Genomic DNA, 19181 nt, shown 5'->3' with positions numbered 1-19181 from the left:
GTTTCCGGAGTGTCATCCCGATGTCAGGTTCGCCATCCGTTGCAGCCCGCCCCAGCGGTTCTTCGCTGATCGTGACGCTGGTCGCCGCTGCGTTCTTCATGGAGAACCTCGACGGTACGATCATCGCCACGGCGCTGCCGCAGATGGCCCGCTCGTTTGGCGTGCAGCCGGTCGAGCTGAGCATCGGCATCACCTCGTACCTGCTGACGCTCGCGGTCTTCATTCCGGCCAGCGGCTGGGTGGCGGACCGGTTCGGCGTGCGTGCCGTGTTCACGACCGCGATCGCGGTGTTCACGGCGGCATCGGTAGTCTGCGGGATGACCGATGGGTTGGTCCCGTTCACGGCGGCGCGGATCGTCCAGGGGATCGGCGGCGCGATGATGGTGCCCGTTGGGCGGCTCGCGGTATTGCGCGCGACCTCTAAAGACAACCTGATGCGCGCGATCTCGATCATCACGTGGCCTGGCCTCGTCGCACCGGTCATCGGGCCGCCGCTTGGTGGGCTCATTACGACACATGCGTCGTGGCGCTGGATCTTTTATCTGAATCTGCCGCTCGGACTGATCGGTATCGTGCTCGCGTGGCGCTTTCTCGATACGGCGAGAGATCCGGAAAAACGTCCCTTCGATGGTATTGGTTTTGCGTTGTGCGGTATCGCCGGCACGGCCGTGATGTACGCGATGGAATTGACCGGGCGCACAGACGCGGGGTGGCTCGAAACGTTCGCCTTCCTGCTTGTTGGAGCGCTGACCGGTGCGGCCGCGCTGTTTCATTTACGACGTACCGCGCACCCGGTTATAGATCTGACCGCGTTTCGCGTGAAGACTTTTGCGGTAGCAATGAGCGGCGGCCTGCTGTTTCGCATATCGATCAGCGCGGTCCCCTTCCTGTTGCCGCTGATGTTCCAGGTCGGTTTCGGCATGGACGCATTCCGCTCCGGGCTGCTGACGCTCGCAGTCTTCGCCGGCAATCTCGCGATGAAAGTCGTCACCACGCCGGTGATGCGCCGCTTCGGCTTCCGGTCGGTGCTGCTCGTGAACGGTGCGTTCGCTGCGCTGTCGCTTGCTGCGATGAGCCTGCTTACGCCCACTACGCCGTATGTCTGGATCGTGATCGTGCTGTTCGTGAGTGGGCTCGCGCGGTCGCTGCAGTTCACCGCAATCAACACGTTGAGCTTCGCCGACGTGCCGAAACCGCAGATGAGCGACGCCTCGACGTTATCGAGCACACTCAGTCAGATGACGATGGGCATGGGGGTTGCGCTCGGCGCGATCGCGCTGCGCGTCGCGGCCTGGCTGCATGGGCACGGCACACAATCCGTCACGCCGGCAGACTTCAGCATCGCGTTCCTGCTAGTCGCCGCGGTCGGCATCGTGGCGATCGTCGATGTGTTCACACTCGATCGCAATGCCGGCGCGCATGTGAGCGGTCACGGTGGACGCAGCGCATGACACACACCGCACGACCGCGCCATCTTCATCCGGACGCACGATGAATTCCGAACACCTCGAACTGCTCGTCACGCGCGTGATGCCCTACGGCAAGTACAAGGGACGCGTCATCGCGGATCTGCCGGGACACTATCTCAACTGGTTCGCGAGCCAGGGCTTCCCGCCCGGGGAAATCGGGCGGCTGATCGCGCTGATGCATGAGATCGATCACAACGGATTGAAGAGCTTGCTGGAGCCGTTGCGCAAGCGTTGAAGTTTTGTGTGGCCTCGCCTAACCGAGTATCTTACGCAAAGCCTGGATGTGTTCGACGACCAGACGCTGGCTCGCCTGTATATCGAGGCACAGGGCCTCGTCGGTCATCTGCTCGCTGCCGTCACCGAAACGCGACGCGCTGATCGCCCGCCCGATCGCACCGTACGCCAGCTTCAAGCGAATCAGATCCGAAACCGCTTCGGGAAAACCGAACTGATACAGGTTGAGGGAATTGAGTGCGTGCAACGTTTCGTTGAAGAAGCGTTCGTTGTAGGAACCGAGCAAAAGCAGTTCGTCGACGACATGCCCCTGAAAACCCGCGGCCGCCGCGTCTGCCTGCTCCTGTGCCAGATCGCAGAGTTCAAGGATGCCGTTCTTTTTGCGTTGATCCCGATCCGCCGCCTCTTCGCGAGCGCGTGCGCGCTCCTGCTTCAACTGATACCGGACCACCGCAAAAGAACCGATGATCGCCGCGATCGAACCAAACGCCTGAATCCAGGCAGCCCATGCGGCGGAATCGCCGGGCATGTGTGTCAGTGCTGCCGCGAGGACCAACCCAAGCGCGAAGCCGGCCAACGCGATCATCGCGTCGCGCCTCTGCAGGACGCTTGTTTCTTTTGGAATTCGGCGTTCGTTCGTGTTCATCGCGCTCTCGACCGGTTTTTTTTGATCCTATCATGGGCTCTTGCGCGTAACGGATCGCCGCAATCCGCACGTGGCACGACGCGAATCACGCTCGTTCTGACATTTCAATTCAACGCGGGATTCGCATGAAGATGGACGCGCCTCAACAACGCCACGATTGACGAAAGCGGAAAACATCAAACGAGACGAAGCACCGCGCCGCTATGCGGAAACGAATGGACGCTGAAGGGGATCGATTCGGAAAGGCTAGATGGGGTGGCTGATGGGACTCGAACCCACGACGACAGGAATCACAATCCTGGACTCTACCAACTGAGCTACAGCCACCACTGGAAACATCTGTCTGGCTCGCCAAGAACTGGCTCACCGATCAAGAAGCGAGATTATACAAACATGATTCGCGTTTGCCTAGCCCTTTATTCACACATTTCCGCGGACTCGCGCAAATACTGCCGCGCTTCGTCGAAAATCGCGAGATCGCCGGTGGCCAGCTTTTTGTTGTCGGACAGCACTCTTCGCCATCCGCGTGCGCCGGCCACGCCGCGATAAAGACCGAGCGCATGGCGCGTGATCGAACCAAGAGGCGTGCCGCGCGCCACTTCTTTCGCGCAGTACTCGATCAGCTTTGCTTCGGCCTGCTCGCGCGTCAGCACCTCGCTCGATGCGCCGTAAAAACGCGCGTCGACATCCGCGAGCACGTACGGGTTGTGATACGCCTCGCGTCCGAGCATCACGCCGTCGACGTGCTGCAAATGCGCGTCCACTTCGTCGAGCGTCTTCACACCACCGTTGAGAATGATCTCCAGATGCGGAAAATCGCGCTTCAACTGATACGCGTAGTCGTATTTGAGCGGCGGAATCTCGCGATTCTCCTTCGGGCTCAATCCTTTGAGAATCGCGTTGCGCGCGTGGACGATGAATACATCGCACCCGGCTTCCGCAATCGTGCCGACGAAGTCGCGCACGAAGCTGTAGTCTTCGACGGCGTCGACGCCGATTCGATGTTTGACCGTGACCGGTACCGACACGACATCGCGCATGGCCTTCACGCAGTCCGCAACGAGCGTCGGCTCATTCATCAGACATGCGCCGAACGCGCCGCGCTGCACGCGCTCCGACGGGCAGCCGCAGTTCAGATTGATCTCGTCGTAACCCCACTGCTCGCCGAGCTTCGCTGAACGCGCGAGGTCGTCCGGTTCGCTGCCGCCGAGCTGGAGTGCGACGGGGGCCTCGTCGGCGGTAAACGCGAGATGGCGCGCGACATCGCCGTGGATCAGCGCGCCGGTCGTCACCATCTCCGTGTAAAGCCACGTATGGCGCGACAGCGCGCGGTGGAACGAGCGGCAGTGGCGGTCGGTCCAGTCCATCATCGGGGCTACCGAGACGCGACGAGGACTGGCGGGTAGAACTGGAGACATAGGGACTGCCGGGCGGGGCGGGGGGTGAGTCAAAACGCGATTTTACCGCAAGCCGCCCCCGGCCCCGATTTCCCCACCAACCCACACCACCAAGCCCCACCGATCCGACCCCCCACCATTATTCCGTTTTAGAGAAAAGTAATTTCAGATAATCGGCATAGATTTTTGATAGTAAGGGAATACACTTAGCCCCATCGACGCTGCAACCGGAAACAAAACTTAGTCGCAGCGCCATCCCGAACGAAACCTGATTGGAGTCACATCATGAAGACCAAACTTATCGCTGCTGCACTGATCGCCGCTTCCGCTGCATTCGCCGCTCCTGCTTTCGCCAGCGGCTACGGCCCGGCACCGTTCTATCGCCCGGCAGTTGGCGCACCGGCTTCGCAACAAGGCCAGAGCGCACAAACGGTCGCTGCTGAACAACAGCAAAGCGGCGTCGCGGGCTCGTACGGCGGTGTCAGCGACACGTCGTCGCAAGCCGGTACGCGTGGCGCGTACGTCAAGCAAAGCGGCCCGGGCGCAGTGTTCTTCGGCCATTAATTTGCACAGGCAGTACGCAAATGACCGGTCGACGGTGACTGGTTAGCCACAGGGTATTAACGATAAAGCCCGGTGTTCATGACGAACACCGGGCTTTATCGTTTGTGGTACATGGCGAGCGCCAGACGGCGCCCGACAGCGACATCAAAGCCGCGCGATCGACACCTCCGTCGATTTGACCAGCGCGACCACTTCCGCACCGACCTTGAGTTCGAGTTCGTCGACCGAGCGCGTCGTGATCACCGACGTGACGACGCCAAACGGCGTATCGACGTCCACCTCGGACACCACCGGACCGCGGATGATCTCCTTGACCTTGCCCTTGAACTGATTGCGTACGTTGATTGCGGAAATGCTCATAGCGTGTGACTCCAGTGGATCGATAAAAGGTCAGGTGAACGAGGCGTCCCCTGCCATCTTGTGACAACGCACAAGCAACGCCATAAGACCGCGCATCAGACGGCCCAACGAACCTCGGTTGGGCGCGCGATGCGGTCCGTACGGCGTGCGTCGTATGCGTGGTAAGGCAGCGCGTCGTCATGCACGGTCGTTTTCAGTACCCGTTGCAGCACATGCTCCTCAAGCGCCGCAAAACCAGAAGACGCCCGCGCCCGCGGACGCTCGAGTGGCACCGGCTGATCGAGCGCGATGCGCCCTTCTTCGATCAGCAGAATCCGGTCGCCGAGCGCCACGGCTTCGTGCACGTCGTGCGTGACGAGTAGCGCGGTAAAACGATGTTCGTGCCACAGCCGTTCGATCAGCGCATGCATTTCGATGCGCGTCAGCGCATCGAGCGCACCAAGCGGTTCGTCGAGCAACAGCAGTTGCGGCCGATGAACAAGTGCCCGCGCCAGCGCAACGCGTTGCCGCTGGCCACCGGAGAGTTGCGCCGGCCAGTCGTCCGCACGCGCCTCGAGACCAACTTCCGCGAGCACGGCGCGCGCCGCGTCGCGGGCTCCCTTGCCGAGCCCAAGCATCACGTTCTGCAGAACGGTTTTCCAGGGCAGCAACCGCGCGTCCTGAAACATGATCCGCGTGTCGAGCGGTGCACCGTCTTCCGCGCGCTTCTCGAGCACGCCCGCGCTGGTCGCTTCGAGTTCGGCAATCAGGCGCAGCAGTGTCGACTTGCCGCAGCCGCTGCGCCCGACAATCGCAACGAAGCTGCCGCGCTCGATCGACAGATCGAAGTTCTCGAGCACCGTACGTTCGCCGTAGCGCTTGCCGACGCCGCGCAATTCGACTGCGTGATCGGCCGGCGGCGCACCATCGCGAGTGAGCGGCGTATGTGGGCCAGGCTCATAGCGATGCGCGTGTGGCGCAGAAGCCTCACTCGCATCGTTATCGTGCGCGCGCGGCTGCGCCACTTCGGCCTCGAGATCGCTACCCGCAATCCCACCCCACGACGACGCCCATGTAGTCGCGCTCATGTCTTCGCTCCTCGTTGATACGCGGGATGCCAGCGCAGCGTGACGCGCTCGAGCGTCTTCGCAAGCATGTCCGCGAGCTTGCCGAGCCCGGCATACAGCAGGATGCCGACCACCACGACGTCGGTCTGCAGGAATTCGCGTGCGTTCATCGTCATATAGCCGATGCCCGATTGCGCGGAGATCGTTTCGGCCACGATCAGCGTGACCCACATCAGGCCGAACGCGAAACGCACACCGACGAGTATCGACGGCAATGCGCCCGGCAAGACCACGTGACGATACAGCGCGAGTCCCTTCACGCCATAGCTGCGCGCCATCTCGATCAGGTTCGTATCGACCGAGCGGATGCCATGAAACGTATTCACGTAGATCGGGAAAAACACGCCGAGCGCGACCAGAAACACCTTCGCCTGTTCTTCGATACCGAACCAGAGGATCACGAGCGGAATCATCGCGAGCGCGGGGATGTTGCGGATCATCTGCACGGTCGAATCGAGCGCGACCTCGGCGGGTTTGAACAGACCGGTCGCGAGCCCAAGCACGAGACCGATGCTGCCGCCGATCGCAAAACCCGACACTGCGCGCCAGGTACTGACCTTCACGTCGGCCCACATTTCGCCCGACTGGATCAGCGACCACGCGGCCTTCACGACCGCGATCGGTTCCGGCAGTACGCGCGTGGACAGCACGCCGCTGCGCGCGGCAAATTCCCATGCCAGCAGGATGGCAAGCGGTGCGATCCACGGCGCCGCATGCTCGGCCAGTCGGCGCAGCACGCCTCGTTTCGTTGGGTTCACGTTGGACTTGGCCATAACTGGCTGCTCCTCGATTCGTCAGCGTGTGAGCGCTATATAAGACTCAGCTCGCGCTGGTCTTCGGCAGATAGTTGTTGCCGACGATCTCGCCAAACGGCCCCGACAGCGGACCGCTCGCGCTTGCACGCTTGCGGTTCGGCAGCAGCGGAAACACGAGTTCGGCGAAACGGTACGACTCTTCGAGATGCGGATAGCCGGACAGGATGAAGGTGTCGATACCGAGGTCCGCGTACTCTTTCATGAGCGCAGCGACCTGCTCCGGATTGCCGACGAGCGCCGTGCCCGCGCCACCGCGCACGAGCCCCACGCCCGCCCACAGGTTCGGATACACCTCAAGCTGTTCGCGACCGCCGCGCTTGCCGCCGTGCAGCGCAGCCATGCGGCGCTGCCCTTCCGAATCCATCTTCGCAAACGAAGCCTGCGCGCGCGTGATCGTTTCATCGTCGAGCTTGCTGATCAGCTTGTCGGCGGCGGCCCATGCTTCCTCTTCGGTGTCGCGCACGATGACGTGCAGGCGAATGCCGAACTTGATCTGCCGACCGTGCGCCGCCGCGCGTGCGCGAATGTCGGCGATCTTCTTCGCCACCGCTTCGGGCGGCTCGCCCCACGTCAGATACGTATCGATGTGCTGTCCTGCCATCTCGTGCGCCGCCGGCGACGAGCCACCGAACCACAGCGGCGGATGCGGATGCTGGACCGGCGGATACAACACCTTGCCGCCCTTCGACTGCAGCGTTTCGCCGTCGTAGTCGATCGCTTCGTTGGTGTGCGACGCGGCGAGCAGATTGCGCCAGATGTGCAGGAAATCGTCGGTGATCTTGTAGCGCGTGTCGTGATCGGCGAATAGTCCGTCGCCTTCCAGTTCGGCCTGGTCGCCGCCCGTCACCACGTTGATCAGCAGGCGCCCGCCCGAGAGACGATCGAACGTCGAGGCCATGCGCGCGGACAATCCCGGCGATGCAATGCCCGGCCGGATCGCGACGAGAAACTTCAGACGCCGCGTGACCGGGATCAGGCTCGACGCGACCACCCAGGCGTCTTCGCACGAGCGGCCCGTGGGCAGCAGCACGCCCTCGTAGCCGAGCGTGTCGGCAGCGACGGCGATCTGCTGGAAGTAGTCGTAGTCGGCTGCACGCGCGCCCTGCGATGTGCCGAGATAGCGGCTGTCACCGTGGGTCGGGATGAACCAGAACACATTCATTTGCTGCTCCTGCTTGTTCGAGACTGGATGGATCGGGTGGACGGGTGCGCCCGTCGATCGCGCTGCGGCACGCTCAGCATGCGCAAGACCCGCGGCGCCGGTGACGGGCAGCGGGCCACACGACAGGCAACGAATCGGGACGGCGCGCTCAGGACCGACAGCGCGTCAGCAAGACGGCCGGGCACATGGGATGCGGCATCGCAGGGGGAATCACGCTCTGAACGACACTCGAAAACAGGCAGGACATCGCGACAGCTTCCTCGGCGAGACATGCGCGCAGTGCGCGCCCGGTGACGGGGCGACGGCAATGCCGTCTACATGGGAAAACAGTCTATGGACGGGGCTTTCGCTTTTGAACGATTTTTTTAAGCTTAGGTTTTCCACTTTCGTGATTAGCCCGACGCTTTAGCATACGGCCCGCGCAACCGCGCGCCGCGTCTGCGGGCGCGGCCGGTCTATATAATGACGCACGTTTTCCGATAATCCGCCCCGGCCGCGCACGCTGCGCCGCCGGTGCCTCTGGCGGTGCAATGCATGCAAAAGATCATCCTGCCGTTCGTATCCGGTTTTCTGGCTTCGCTGTTTTTTCGTGAATCGACGCTCGCGTTACTGCACGCCGCGGCGTTAATCGATGCAAGCGGCTTCTCGACCGCGCCGTTCCTGCCGCTCGGTATGCCCGAGTTCATCGTGAACGCGCTCTGGAGTGCCGTGCTGGCTGTGCTGATGGCGTGGCTGCTGCGGGTCTCGCCGGAACGTGCCGCGCCCTGGGTTCAGGCGTTCGTGTTCGGCGGGATCGTGCTGACTGCGGCCAGCGTCTTCGTGATCGATCCGCTGCGCGGTATCTGGCCGAGCGGCAATATGTTGCCGCGCCTTGTGGTCGGTTTTGCGGCCAACGCGATGTGGGGCTGGGGCGCGCTCGTGTTCATGCGCGCGTTCATGGTGTTCGACGACGAGGACTGAGCGAGGCTCGACTGAGGTCGGTCCCGCGCCGCGCAACCTGCGCGGCGCGCCGTGAACGCTGGTCTAACCTTGCAGGTCGCGCAGCGGATGGTCCGCCGCCGACCACGGGCTTTCGAACATCCGCTCGACATCCACTGCCGAAACATCCTCGATGCGCGCGATACGCCACTGCGGACGATTATCTTTATCGATGATCCGTGCCCGGATGCCTTCCATCACATCGCCTTGCTCGAAGGTCGAGCGCGTCAGATCCAGATCGCGGCGCAGGCAGTCGGCCATCGTGCCTTCCGAGCGCACGACCATCTCCAGCGATACCGCCACCGACAGCGGCGAACGTTCGCGCAGCACACCTACCGTCTGTTCGGCCCACTCCGCCCCTTCGCACTCGGGTTCCGCTTCGAGCGACGCGAGAATATCCGCGACGTCGGGCTTCGCAAAATGCCGGTCGATCAACGCACGGGCGTCCGCCAGCGTCGACGTGTCCGGAGCAGGAACGACCTTGTGCGACGCGGTCTCGCGCATCACGCATACCGTGACATCGGCACCGCGTTCGAATGACTCGCTCTTCAGCGTATCGATAAGTGCGGGCAATGCCGCATCGTCGATATAGGCGTCGGCGAGGCCCGCATACAACGCATCGGCGGGGCCGATCGTTTCGCCCGTTACCGCGAGATAGCGTCCGAGGGCGCCCGGCGTGCGCGCGAGAAACCAGCCCACGCCGACATCCGGAAAGAGCCCGATGCGCGTTTCGGGCATCGCCATTTTTGTCGAGTTCGTGACGACGCGCAGACCGCCGGTGCGATACGCACCTTGCGAAATGCCCATGCCGCCGCCCATCACAACGCCGTTCATCAACGCGATGTAAGGCTTTGGATAGGAAAAGATGGCGTGATTGAGTTGGTACTCTTCGGTGAAAAACGTATCGAGCGCCGCACGCTCGCCGCGCTGGGCCGCGTCGTACAGGAAGCGGATATCGCCGCCCGCACAGAACGCGCGCGCGTGCTGACTGCGCACCACCACCGCAAGCACCTCGCGGTCGTCGCGCCAGCGCTCGAGCGCGCCGCGGATCGCACGAATCATCCCTGTAGATAGCGCATTCAGCGCTTTCGGGCGCTCCAGTTCGATGAAGCCGATGCGGTTTGCAACGTAGGCGGAAATTTCGTCGCTGGGAGTAACGGGGGCGGCGGAGGACATGAAGGGAAAAATCGGGTGACCGGCGAACGGCGGAAGCAGAACGTTATCACGGCTGCGCAGCTTTCGGTTTCGCCGCCGGACGCTTCGTGGCACGGCGCTTCGCCGCCGGAGCAGCGGGCACGTCGAGTGCTACTCCTGCAGCAGATGCAGCCGCAGCGATCGGCTCGCGCGCAGATCCGAACCATGCGCGGAGCGCGGTATCCACGAGCTTGTCGGGCGGCGTGCGCGGAAACGCTGCACACGTCAGATGCAACGCCACGATGCCGTGCAAGGTCGCCCATAGCGCGTCGGCCCAGCTCTGAGAATCAGCCGATGCCGGCAGACGCCCCGCTGTCTTCATCTGCTCAACGGATTCGGCGAGCAGGCCAGACACGGTATCGCTGGAATGGTCTGCATCCTGCGTCGCATCGACGAATGCAGCATCGGTGTGCGCCGGATCTTCCATGAAGATCAGCCGATAGGATTGCGGTTGCTCGATGCCGAATGCGACATAGGCGCGACACAGGGCCTTCACGCGTTCGGTGGAATCGACGATTGCCGCGAGCGGCGCGAAGCGTTCCAGCAATTGCACATAGCCTTCGGCGCACAGCGCACGAACGATCTGCTCGCGGCTGTCGAAGTGCAGATAGAGCGTCGCGGGGGCGTAGCCGATTGCATCGGCGATCTTGCGCATCGACAGCGCGGCGAAACCGTCGCGCGTCACGATGAGTCGCGCTGCGTCGAGGATACGTTCGCGCAGCGGCTGTTTCTGACGGCGTTTTCGTTCTGGTGTGCCCATGTTGGGCATTGTCCGGTTGAGAAAGTGAAAGTCAACTTGTCGTGAGAACGACAGTCGAACTGGATGAACAGCTGCACCACGGCCGCGAGGCTAACTGGAGATTGCGTTATGGGAACCTATTTCGTGAAGAACCACGCCGTACCGGAACCACAAGCGGCAACGCAGTGGTTTACCTACGCCGGCGATCACGGCATCGAGATTTCGCGCGCGATCAACATCTGGGAAGACGCAGCAACCGACGAAGGCGCCAAAAGCCGCGACATCGTCGAGCGTGCGGGCATCCACATCGAATCTGGCGTCAAGTGATGGCCGGCCGTTGAGCGCTCTACCAGGAGGACGCACCATATGAAACACCTTACGCAGCGCTTTCATTCGCCTACCCGACTTGATATAGCCGCACACGTACGCAACAGCGCATTCGGTGTGGCGATCGTCATCGCCTGCGGTCTCGCGGCATGCGCATCGTCGAATACCACGTCGCTGATCAACCTGCCGGACGGCACGACCGGCTTCGCGGTGAACTGCAGCGGCGCGGACTCCGGATCGAGCTGGGCCTCCTGCTACGTGCAGGCCGGCACGGCGTGCGGCGCGGGTGGGTACGACATCGTGTCGAAAGATGGCGACCAGGGTGGTGCAGCGGGCGGCGGTGTGACCAACGTGGTGTCGGCGAACGTCAAGAACCGCTCGATGATCGTCCGCTGTAAATGAGCGTAGCGCTCAGTGATGAGCAGTGATCTTCAATGAGCCTGCATCTTCGAGAACAGGTTCAACACGACCACGCCCGCGACGATCAGACCAAGCCCCGCGATGGCCGGCAGATCCGGCACCTGCCGGTACATCACCATCGCCACCAGTGTGATCAGCACGATGCCGACACCCGACCAGATCGCGTACACGATTCCGACCGGCACACTGCGCAGCGTCAGTGAAAGACAGTAGAACGAGATGCCGTAGCCGATCACGACGAGCACGGCCGGCACGAGCCGCGTGAATCCCTCCGACGCACGCAGCGCCGAAGTCGCGATCACTTCGGCCACGATGGCGATCGCGAGCAACGCATAGGGAGGCACGCGCATTGGCTCAGACCTTTGCAAGCGCGAGCTTGCCGTAGTCGTGACCGAGGTGCGCGCACAGCGCTTCGACAACCAGCTCGTGGTCGCTTCGCTGCGGTAAACCCGACACCGTCACCGAACCGATCACGCCGGCGCTACTCACCGTCAACGGAAATGCGCCGCCATGCGACGCGTAATCGGCAAACGACAGGCCATGCTTTTCGGTAAGCGTCGATCCCGCCTGCTGCATGCGCAAACCGACCGAGTACGAACTGCGCCGGAACTGCGCCACGACATTGCCTTTGCGGCGCGCCCAGTCGAGATTGTCGGGCGTCGTTCCTTCGAGCGCGCTGAAAAACAGCTGCTGGCCGAACGTCCGGATATCGATGACGAGTGCGAGCCCGCGCGTTGTCGCCATATCGCGCAGCGCTACGCCGAATTGCCACGCGCGGTCGGTATCGAAATGGGGGAATACAAGCGCTTTTTCCTGCGCGGCAATCGACTGCAGATCGTGAGCGATATCCATGGGCACCGGGAACTCGAAGAAGAATGCGTGGCGTTTGCCTGATCGGAAAATCGATCCGTCAATCGCACGTGAACGGAACGGCGATTCTAGCGCAGCCACTCGATGTGTCTTGCGCAGATCGGCCTCCTGTATGGTTTCTGGCGCCACGTGGCACGAGAACATGCATGCTCGATGACATGTTCCTGTCAAAGGTGTTGCACGGGTATGCGAATTGTCCTATAATCTTTTCTTCGACGGACGCGGGGTGGAGCAGTCTGGCAGCTCGTCGGGCTCATAACCCGAAGGTCGTAGGTTCAAATCCTACCCCCGCAACCAAGCAGCATTGATGTTGAAAACCCGGTCGAAACCACAGCAAAGGCTTGCCACTCCGGCAGGCCTTTTTTGTTTTGTGCGCCGGATTTTCTGCATCGATCCTGCGCCGCGCGATCTCACCGCGCGCCGCTTATCGGCGAACGCCGCCGGATGATAAACTCGGCGTCACCCTTCTCTGCCGTCTCCCTATGAAATTCTGTTCCGTCTGCGGTCACGCGGTCAGTCTGAGCATTCCGCCCGGTGACAACCGCGAACGCTTCGTCTGCCCGCAATGCGGCACCGTGCACTATCAGAACCCGCGCAACGTGGTGGGCACCGTTCCCGTATGGGAAGACAAGGTGCTGCTGTGCCGCCGCGCGATCGAGCCGCGCTACGGCTACTGGACGCTGCCCGCCGGTTTCATGGAGATGGGCGAAACGACTTCCGAAGCGGCCGCGCGCGAAACGCTCGAAGAAGCCGGCGCGCGCGTCGAAGTGCAGACGCTGTTCTCGCTGCTCAACGTGCCGCACGTTCACCAGGTGCATCTGTTCTATCTCGCGCGGCTGCTCGATATCGACATCGCAGCCGGCGAGGAAAGTCTGGAAGTACGCCTCTTCGAAGAACACGAAATCCCCTGGAACGACATCGCGTTTCCGACTGTCGGCCAGACGCTGCGCTTTTTCTTCGCCGATCGCACGACCGGCAACTACGGTCTGCATACGGGCGACATCTTCCGTTCGCTGCGCGAAGGCTGACCGGCGCGCGCATGGTTCCCTGGCTCGGACCCGACGATCCGTTCCCCTCCGTCGAGCGCGCGCTCGGCGCGACGAGCGGTGCGCCGGGCCTGCTCGCGGCGAGCGCCGATCTATTGCCGTCGCGGCTCATCGACGCCTACCGGCGCGGCATCTTCCCGTGGTATTCGGACGGCCAGCCGGTGCTCTGGTGGAGCCCCGATCCACGCATGGTCCTGCGTCCGCAGGAATTCAAGGTTTCGCCGTCGCTCAAAAAGACACTACGCCGCGTGCTACACGACGATGCCTGGGAAATTCGTGTCGACCACGATTTCGTCGCCGTGATGCGCGCCTGCGCGCAGACACCGCGGCGCGACCAGCGCGGCACCTGGATCACCGCCGACGTCGTCGATGCCTACGCATCGCTGCATCGTCGGGGCGACGCGCACAGCATCGAAACCTGGCACGACGGACGGCGCGTGGGCGGACTCTACGGGGTGTCGTTCGGGCACATGTTCTTCGGCGAATCGATGTTCGCCGAAGCCACCGATGCCTCGAAAATCGCGCTCTCCGCGCTCGTCGCGCACTTGCGACGTCACGATATAGAAATGATAGACTGCCAGCAGAACACGTCGCATCTGGCGTCGCTGGGCGGCCGCGAGATAGCGCGCAAGGCGTTCGTCGCGCATGTTCGCGCGTCTGTCGATGCACCGCCGATTCCCTGGCGTTTCGACAAGACCGTACTGTCCGACGTCGTCGCGCACGCGGCGTGATGGACGAATCCGCGCCGGCGTGCTGACCGGACCACCTGCAGCGACGGATTTGCTACGTACTGAGACGCTTCGAGAGCTGCCAACGTGACTCACCCCAATGAGCTGCCGCTTTCACCGCTTTCCGCGCTGCAATTCTATGCAACGGCGCCTTACCCTTGCAGTTATCTGGAAGGACGTATCGCCCGCTCGCAGGTCGCCACTCCCAGCCATCTGATCAACTCCGACGTCTACACCGATCTCGTCAAGGCCGGTTTCCGGCGCTCCGGTGTGTTCACCTATCGCCCCTACTGTGACGGCTGCCGTGCATGCGTACCCGTGCGCGTGCCGGTCGATGCGTTCGAGCCAAACCGCACCCAGCGCCGCATATGGAAAAAGCATGGCGAACTCGTCGCCACGGTCGCACCGCTGCACTACGACGAAGAGCACTATGCGCTGTACATGCGCTACCAGTCCGCGCGGCACGCGGGCGGCGGCATGGATCGCGACAGCCGCGACCAGTACGAGCAGTTTCTGCTGCAAAGCCGGATCAATTCGCGCCTCGTCGAATTCCGCGAACCGATCCCCGATCACCCGCAGGCGCCCGGCATCCTGCGGATGATCAGCATGATCGACATCCTCGGTGATGGGCTGTCGTCGGTGTATACGTTTTTCGAGCCCGACACGCCGCACACGAGTTTCGGCACCTACAACATCCTCTGGCAGATCGAACAGGCGCGCAGCCTGAAGCTGCCGTATGTGTATCTCGGCTACTGGATACGCGAAAGCCCAAAAATGGCGTACAAGGCGAATTTCCGGCCGCTCGAAGGGCTCTTCGACGGTGTGTGGAAACCGCTCGATACCGCGCACGTCGAGCTACCGCCCGTCGATGCAGCGTTGCACGGCCGGCGTGGTCCGGTGCGCTTCTAATTTCACGCGCGGCCGGCCGGTGCGCCAATGCCGGTAAAATAGCGGGTTCCCATTTTCCAGCCGCTCCGGCTCCGCCCCGTGTTCAGTTCCCTCTACCCGCTCGTACGCGCCCAACTCTTTCGCATGGACGCGGAAGACGCTCACCATCTGACACTCAAGCTGCTAGGCGCCGCCGGTCGCACCGGCCTCGCCCGTACGCTTGCGCCGCGCGTGCCCGATGCGCCGCGCACGGTGATGGGCCTGAACTTCCGCAATCCGGTCGGCCTCGCGGCCGGGCTCGACAAGGACGGCGCGTGTGTCGATGGGCTCGCCGCGCTCGGCTTCGGTTTCATCGAAGTGGGTACGGTGACGCCGCGCGCGCAACCGGGTAACGCGCGGCCGCGCATGTTCCGGCTACCGCAGGCCAACGCGCTGATCAACCGGATGGGCTTCAACAACGCCGGGGTCGACCAGTTCGTGCGGAACGTGCAGGCGGCCCGCTATCGCGGGGTGCTTGGTCTGAACATCGGCAAGAACGCCGACACGCCGATCGAGCGCGCGGCCGAAGACTATCTGTACTGTCTTGAGCGCGTGTATCCGTTCGCGAGTTACGTGACGATCAATATCTCGTCGCCGAACACGAAGAACCTGCGCCAGTTGCAGGGCGCCGGCGAACTCGATGCGCTGCTCGCCGCGCTGAAGGACAAGCAGCAACGTCTCGCCGATCTGCATGGCAAGCTCGTGCCGCTCGCGCTGAAGATCGCGCCCGATCTCGACGACGAGCAGATCAAATCGATTGCCGGCACGCTGCTGCAACATCGCATCGAAGGCGTAATCGCGACCAATACGACGCTTGCGCGCAATGCTGTCGCCGGCCTGCCGCACGCCGACGAAGCCGGCGGCCTCTCCGGCCGGCCGGTGTTCGATGCATCGAACGAAGTCATCCGCAAGCTGCGCAGCGAGGTCGGCGAAACGGTGCCGATCATCGGTGTCGGCGGTATTTTTTCCGGCGACGATGCGCGCGCGAAACTGGCCGCGGGTGCGTCGCTGGTGCAGCTCTATACGGGGTTCATCTATCGTGGGCCATCGCTCGTTGCTGAATGCGCGCAGGCGTTGGCGTGTGTCTAGTGGCGGGTGGTGTCCGCGTGTCGCGACGATGCCTGGGCTTGCCCGCTAGCTAGATGCGGCGCGAGCAACGCGCGCGAACGTGTTGAACCTGCGAATTCAGCACCTCGCGCGCAATGAAGAGCCGCTTTAGCCAAACGCGCTCGCCACGATCCGCGCGGCCGCTGCAAGCACACCACTGTGCACCTTCTCATCTTCACTACCCTGCGTGTAATAGAGCGCCAGCACGATTGGCGCGCCCGTCGGCCGCCACAGCACGCCGATGTCGTTCGCTGTGCCATGCTCGCCGGTGCCGGTCTTGTCGGCAACCTGCCAGTCCGCCGGCACCCCGGCGCGAATACGCTGATCGCCGAGCCGGTTCGCACGCAACCAGGCGATGAGTTGTGTGCGCTGCGCCTGCGGCAGGCTCTCCCCAAGCACTAGCCCTTGCACGCTCAGCGCCATCGATGCAGGCGTTGCGGTATCGCGTGTGTCGCCCGGTATCGCCGTGTTCAATGTGGTTTCCGTGCGATCGAGATGAAACGACTCGTTACCGATCGAGCGCGCATACGCTGTCACTTCGGCCGGCCCACCGAGCACCTTGATCAACAGGTTGGCCGCGGTGTTGTCGCTGATCTGGAGGGTCGCCGCGCACAGCTCCCCGACGGTCATGCCTTCGGCGAGGTGCTTTGTCGTCAGCGGCGAGCTACTGACCAGATCGCTTGCGGCATACCGGATGCGCCGCTGCATCAGGCCGCTATCCTGCGTGCTTCGCGCGAGGATCGCTGCACTGAGTATCAGCTTGAAGGTACTGCAGAACGGAAACCGCTCTTCCGCGCGATAGCCGATACGCTCGCCGCTCGCGGTATTCAATGCCGACACGCCGAGACGACCGCCCGAGCTTCGCTCGAGTTCGGCCAGCAGCGTTTCGGCAGAAGTTGAAGTCGAGCTTGCGGACATCGATGCGGCTGCCCTGGCACCGACAGCGAATGTCAGAGGAAGTGTGGCAGCGGTGAGCAGCAGCGCACGGCGCTTTGCTGAATGGATCATGAAGAGTCGTCCCGGTTCTGGATGAAGGGTTGGAGCGCGTTACCGAGACGCAAATATCCTCTGCTTCACGAACACCGACAAACGACGATATTTATCAGAAGGCGATAGAAAATCTTGTGCATGGCTCACTCACTGCGGGGACGTAACCACTGCCCGCAAAAACGCAAACGGCACGGGTACACCCGTGCCGTAAGTAAGCCCTGATAGCGCAAAAGCCGCCGCTTAACGCGCAGCTAATGGCGCGCTAGCCGCCACCGCATCGAGCGCCACTCCGAAACGATCGAAACGCGGCTTGTAGAAATGATCGGGGTCCAGCGAAAACGCCACCCGACGCGTGCGGCCCATCAACTCCTTGCGCGGGAAAAAACCGAAGTAACGCGAATCGGCGCTGTCGTCGCGATTGTCGCCGAGCATCAGATATTCGCCGGCCGGCACGACCAGCGGACCGAACGAACGGCGCGGGCTCGGTGCATCTTCGGACAGCCGCATCGCATGCGCGACGCCGTCGAAACGCTCGACGTAATACTCACCTGGCGAACCTGCATCATTGGCAAGCGGACCGATACCAAGCGGTTGATAATCGGCGCGCACGCCGTTCACGTACAGCACGTTGTCGCGCAGCGCGATGCGGTCGCCGGGCAAACCGATCAGACGCTTGACGATCAGATCGTGCGCCGCCGAAGAATCGATCGTCACGATATCGCCGCGCTGCGGATCGTGCAGATGCGCAATCGCGATATGCGTAAGCGGCACGCGCAGATCGTAGGCCATCTTGTCGACGAAGATGCGGTCGCCTAGACGAATGGTCGGTAGCATCGAGCCGCTCGGCACGACATTCCAGTCGGCCACCGCGCTTCGAAACAGCACCATCAGAACGAGAAAAGCGACGAGACTCCGGTACTCGCGCCACAACCTGGCCAGCATGCGCATCGGGAACAGCTCCTGCGAAAATATAAACAGCACAAGGCAATTGAAAGCATCGCTGGCCGCGCTATAGCGTCAATGCGCGGCCCATGCTTCTGCCGGTGCAAATCGTATCATCGCTCGTGACGTTGCGCCGCGAGGCCGGCGGTGCGCCAACCCACTCAGTCAGCGGCAAACCGCACACCGAGCGCTGCGCGCGCAGCATCTGCCATCGCAATCATCTGCAGCGATACCGCGTGCGTCATCACCGGACTCTCGGTTTCTCCGGCACGTATCAGTTCGCAGAAGTGCGCGGTTTCGTAGTTGAGGCCACCGCCTTCGAACGGCGCATCGAGTTCGACGACGCGCCCATCCGCATAGCGAACGGTCGCGCGCGTCGGGTTCCACCAGTTCTCGTGAATCGTCACGTGACCGCCCGGCGCGGCAATCAACGCATCGCCCTTGCCATACAGATCGAGCCCGCAAAAGAGCTGCGAAATACCGCGTTCGTGCTGACTGTTGAGACTCGCGAACAGATCGACGCCGGTCGTACCAACCCGGCCGAGCGTCTGCACGTCGAGCGGCGCGCCGAGCCAGTCGACGGCGAGAAACATTTCATAGATGCCGATATCGAGCAGTGCGCCGCCCGCCTGTTCAAACGACAGCGACGGATGATCGTCCGGTACGCCCGGCACGGCGCAGCCGGCACGCACGAGTCCGGGCACGCCGATCGGATCGGCGGAAAGATGCGCGCGCAACTGACGGTAAAGCGGATAGAACGGCGGCTTCATCGCTTCCATGAAGAGCCGTTGTGTGCGGCGCGCCGTCTCGACGACGCGCTCGAGCTGCGCGGCGTTGACGGTGGCCGGTTTTTCGCACAGCACGTGGCGGCCGGCTTCGAGCGCGGCGATCGCGTAATCGGCGTGGCTGTCCTGCATCGTTGCGATATAGACGGCGTCGATGCCGCTGTCGAGCAGCGCCGCGAAGCTCGCACACGCCGCGCCGCCGAACTCCTGCGCAAACGCGACCGCCGGTTCGGGGCGGCGCGACCAGACGGCAGCGAGCTGCGCGCCTGGCACATGGGCGAGGCTCTGGGCAAATCGGCGCGCGATGCGGCCGGTGCCGACAATCCCCCAGCGGATTACGGTAGTGTCATTCATCGATCGTTCGGGTCCTGGTGC

At 62.8% G+C, this 19181-nt stretch carries 23 protein-coding genes and 2 tRNA genes; 11 read left to right on the top strand and 14 right to left on the bottom strand.

What is annotated here, in order from left to right; translation table 11 throughout:
• Window positions 1-20: 20 nt before the first annotated feature.
• Together M0D65_RS23890 and M0D65_RS23885 are read left to right on the top strand one after the other, a co-directional pair.
• Entirely contained in the window at window positions 21-1451 is a 1431-nt protein-coding gene (locus M0D65_RS23890) for an MFS transporter (protein ID WP_266254842.1), read from the top strand.
• Window positions 1452-1491: 40 nt separating this feature from the next.
• A complete protein-coding gene (locus M0D65_RS23885) occupies window positions 1492-1704 on the top strand; it encodes a DUF3820 family protein (protein ID WP_091016874.1) in 213 nt (70 codons plus the stop codon).
• A gap of 18 nt (window positions 1705-1722) precedes the next feature.
• On the opposite strand, the gene M0D65_RS23880 is transcribed toward M0D65_RS23885, so the two are convergent.
• The 3 genes from M0D65_RS23880 to dusA form a co-directional block, all read right to left on the bottom strand.
• Window positions 1723-2289 carry a hypothetical protein gene (locus M0D65_RS23880; protein WP_266254841.1) on the bottom strand — a complete coding sequence of 189 codons (567 nt, stop codon included), beginning with the start codon at window positions 2287-2289 and terminating at the stop codon, window positions 1723-1725.
• A gap of 311 nt (window positions 2290-2600) precedes the next feature.
• A tRNA-His gene (locus M0D65_RS23875) sits at window positions 2601-2676 on the bottom strand.
• 89 nt (window positions 2677-2765) lie between these two features.
• Window positions 2766-3767 carry a tRNA dihydrouridine(20/20a) synthase DusA gene (gene dusA / locus M0D65_RS23870; RefSeq protein WP_266254840.1) on the bottom strand — a complete coding sequence of 334 codons (1002 nt, stop codon included), beginning with the start codon at window positions 3765-3767 and terminating at the stop codon, window positions 2766-2768.
• 264 nt (window positions 3768-4031) lie between these two features.
• On the opposite strand from dusA, the gene M0D65_RS23865 reads away from it, so the two are divergent.
• Window positions 4032-4310 carry a hypothetical protein gene (locus tag M0D65_RS23865; protein ID WP_091016310.1) on the top strand — a complete coding sequence of 93 codons (279 nt, stop codon included), beginning with the start codon at window positions 4032-4034 and terminating at the stop codon, window positions 4308-4310.
• Between the two features lie 144 nt (window positions 4311-4454).
• Here M0D65_RS23865 and M0D65_RS23860 read toward each other — a convergent pair whose 3' ends face one another.
• The 4 genes from M0D65_RS23860 to ssuD all read right to left on the bottom strand — a co-directional run bounded on the left by M0D65_RS23860 (window position 4455) and on the right by ssuD (window position 7753).
• Complete coding sequence (locus M0D65_RS23860) at window positions 4455-4670, bottom strand: molybdopterin-binding protein (protein WP_091016309.1); 216 nt, start codon at window positions 4668-4670, stop codon at window positions 4455-4457.
• A gap of 95 nt (window positions 4671-4765) precedes the next feature.
• Window positions 4766-5737, bottom strand: a complete 972-nt coding sequence (locus M0D65_RS23855; protein WP_266254839.1) for an ATP-binding cassette domain-containing protein — start codon at window positions 5735-5737, stop codon at window positions 4766-4768.
• Window positions 5734-6549 (bottom strand): aliphatic sulfonate ABC transporter permease SsuC, encoded by an 816-nt coding sequence (gene ssuC, locus M0D65_RS23850; RefSeq protein WP_266254838.1) that lies wholly within the window; start codon window positions 6547-6549, stop codon window positions 5734-5736. Before ssuC ends, M0D65_RS23855 begins: the two co-directional genes overlap by 4 nt.
• A gap of 46 nt (window positions 6550-6595) precedes the next feature.
• Window positions 6596-7753, bottom strand: coding sequence for an FMNH2-dependent alkanesulfonate monooxygenase (ssuD, locus tag M0D65_RS23845; protein ID WP_266254837.1), 1158 nt, complete (start codon window positions 7751-7753; stop codon window positions 6596-6598).
• 534 nt (window positions 7754-8287) lie between these two features.
• Here ssuD and M0D65_RS23840 point away from each other — a divergent pair.
• Window positions 8288-8713, top strand: coding sequence for a hypothetical protein (locus tag M0D65_RS23840; protein ID WP_266254836.1), 426 nt, complete (start codon window positions 8288-8290; stop codon window positions 8711-8713).
• Window positions 8714-8776: 63 nt separating this feature from the next.
• Here M0D65_RS23840 and M0D65_RS23835 read toward each other — a convergent pair whose 3' ends face one another.
• Both M0D65_RS23835 and M0D65_RS23830 read right to left on the bottom strand, forming a co-directional pair.
• On the bottom strand, window positions 8777-9907 hold the full coding sequence (locus tag M0D65_RS23835) for an enoyl-CoA hydratase/isomerase family protein (protein ID WP_266254835.1): 1131 nt from the start codon (window positions 9905-9907) through the stop codon (window positions 8777-8779).
• Window positions 9908-9953: 46 nt separating this feature from the next.
• On the bottom strand, window positions 9954-10685 hold the full coding sequence (locus tag M0D65_RS23830; protein ID WP_266254834.1) for a TetR/AcrR family transcriptional regulator: 732 nt from the start codon (window positions 10683-10685) through the stop codon (window positions 9954-9956).
• Window positions 10686-10793: 108 nt separating this feature from the next.
• Between M0D65_RS23830 and M0D65_RS23825 the strand changes: the two genes are divergently transcribed.
• Both M0D65_RS23825 and M0D65_RS23820 read left to right on the top strand, forming a co-directional pair.
• On the top strand, window positions 10794-10991 hold the full coding sequence (locus M0D65_RS23825) for a hypothetical protein (protein ID WP_266254833.1): 198 nt from the start codon (window positions 10794-10796) through the stop codon (window positions 10989-10991).
• Between the two features lie 39 nt (window positions 10992-11030).
• Window positions 11031-11393: a hypothetical protein gene (locus M0D65_RS23820; RefSeq protein WP_266254832.1), complete on the top strand. Its 363-nt coding sequence runs from the start codon at window positions 11031-11033 to the stop codon at window positions 11391-11393.
• 29 nt (window positions 11394-11422) lie between these two features.
• On the opposite strand, the gene M0D65_RS23815 is transcribed toward M0D65_RS23820, so the two are convergent.
• Window positions 11423-11761, bottom strand: a complete 339-nt coding sequence (locus tag M0D65_RS23815; protein WP_091016291.1) for a multidrug efflux SMR transporter — start codon at window positions 11759-11761, stop codon at window positions 11423-11425.
• 4 nt (window positions 11762-11765) lie between these two features.
• Complete coding sequence (locus M0D65_RS23810) at window positions 11766-12263, bottom strand: heme-degrading domain-containing protein (protein ID WP_091016872.1); 498 nt, start codon at window positions 12261-12263, stop codon at window positions 11766-11768.
• Between the two features lie 238 nt (window positions 12264-12501).
• Here M0D65_RS23810 and M0D65_RS23805 point away from each other — a divergent pair.
• From M0D65_RS23805 to M0D65_RS23785, 5 genes are all read left to right on the top strand, one after another.
• Window positions 12502-12578 (top strand) — tRNA-Met (locus tag M0D65_RS23805).
• 185 nt (window positions 12579-12763) lie between these two features.
• On the top strand, window positions 12764-13309 hold the full coding sequence (locus tag M0D65_RS23800; RefSeq protein ID WP_091016288.1) for an NUDIX hydrolase: 546 nt from the start codon (window positions 12764-12766) through the stop codon (window positions 13307-13309).
• An 11-nt stretch (window positions 13310-13320) separates the two neighbouring features.
• Window positions 13321-14058, top strand: a complete 738-nt coding sequence (gene aat / locus M0D65_RS23795) for a leucyl/phenylalanyl-tRNA--protein transferase (RefSeq protein ID WP_266254831.1) — start codon at window positions 13321-13323, stop codon at window positions 14056-14058.
• A gap of 84 nt (window positions 14059-14142) precedes the next feature.
• Window positions 14143-14964: an arginyltransferase gene (locus M0D65_RS23790; protein WP_091016286.1), complete on the top strand. Its 822-nt coding sequence runs from the start codon at window positions 14143-14145 to the stop codon at window positions 14962-14964.
• A gap of 78 nt (window positions 14965-15042) precedes the next feature.
• Window positions 15043-16071: a quinone-dependent dihydroorotate dehydrogenase gene (locus M0D65_RS23785; protein WP_266254830.1), complete on the top strand. Its 1029-nt coding sequence runs from the start codon at window positions 15043-15045 to the stop codon at window positions 16069-16071.
• Between the two features lie 126 nt (window positions 16072-16197).
• Here the strand turns inward: M0D65_RS23785 and bla are convergent, their stop codons facing one another.
• The 3 genes from bla to M0D65_RS23770 all read right to left on the bottom strand — a co-directional run bounded on the left by bla (window position 16198) and on the right by M0D65_RS23770 (window position 19160).
• Window positions 16198-17097 (bottom strand): class A beta-lactamase, encoded by a 900-nt coding sequence (gene bla / locus M0D65_RS23780; protein ID WP_266254829.1) that lies wholly within the window; start codon window positions 17095-17097, stop codon window positions 16198-16200.
• 222 nt (window positions 17098-17319) lie between these two features.
• On the bottom strand, window positions 17320-18027 hold the full coding sequence (gene lepB, locus M0D65_RS23775; protein WP_091016280.1) for a signal peptidase I: 708 nt from the start codon (window positions 18025-18027) through the stop codon (window positions 17320-17322).
• Window positions 18028-18182: 155 nt separating this feature from the next.
• Window positions 18183-19160: a Gfo/Idh/MocA family protein gene (locus M0D65_RS23770; protein ID WP_266254828.1), complete on the bottom strand. Its 978-nt coding sequence runs from the start codon at window positions 19158-19160 to the stop codon at window positions 18183-18185.
• Between the last annotated feature and the right edge of the window lie 21 nt (window positions 19161-19181).

The organism is Paraburkholderia sp. CHISQ3, from assembly GCF_030464945.1.
Lineage (GTDB): Bacteria > Pseudomonadota > Gammaproteobacteria > Burkholderiales > Burkholderiaceae > Paraburkholderia > Paraburkholderia megapolitana.
The sequence above is the reverse complement of the archived record's forward strand: the minus strand, read 5'-3'. Positions and strand labels throughout refer to the sequence as shown.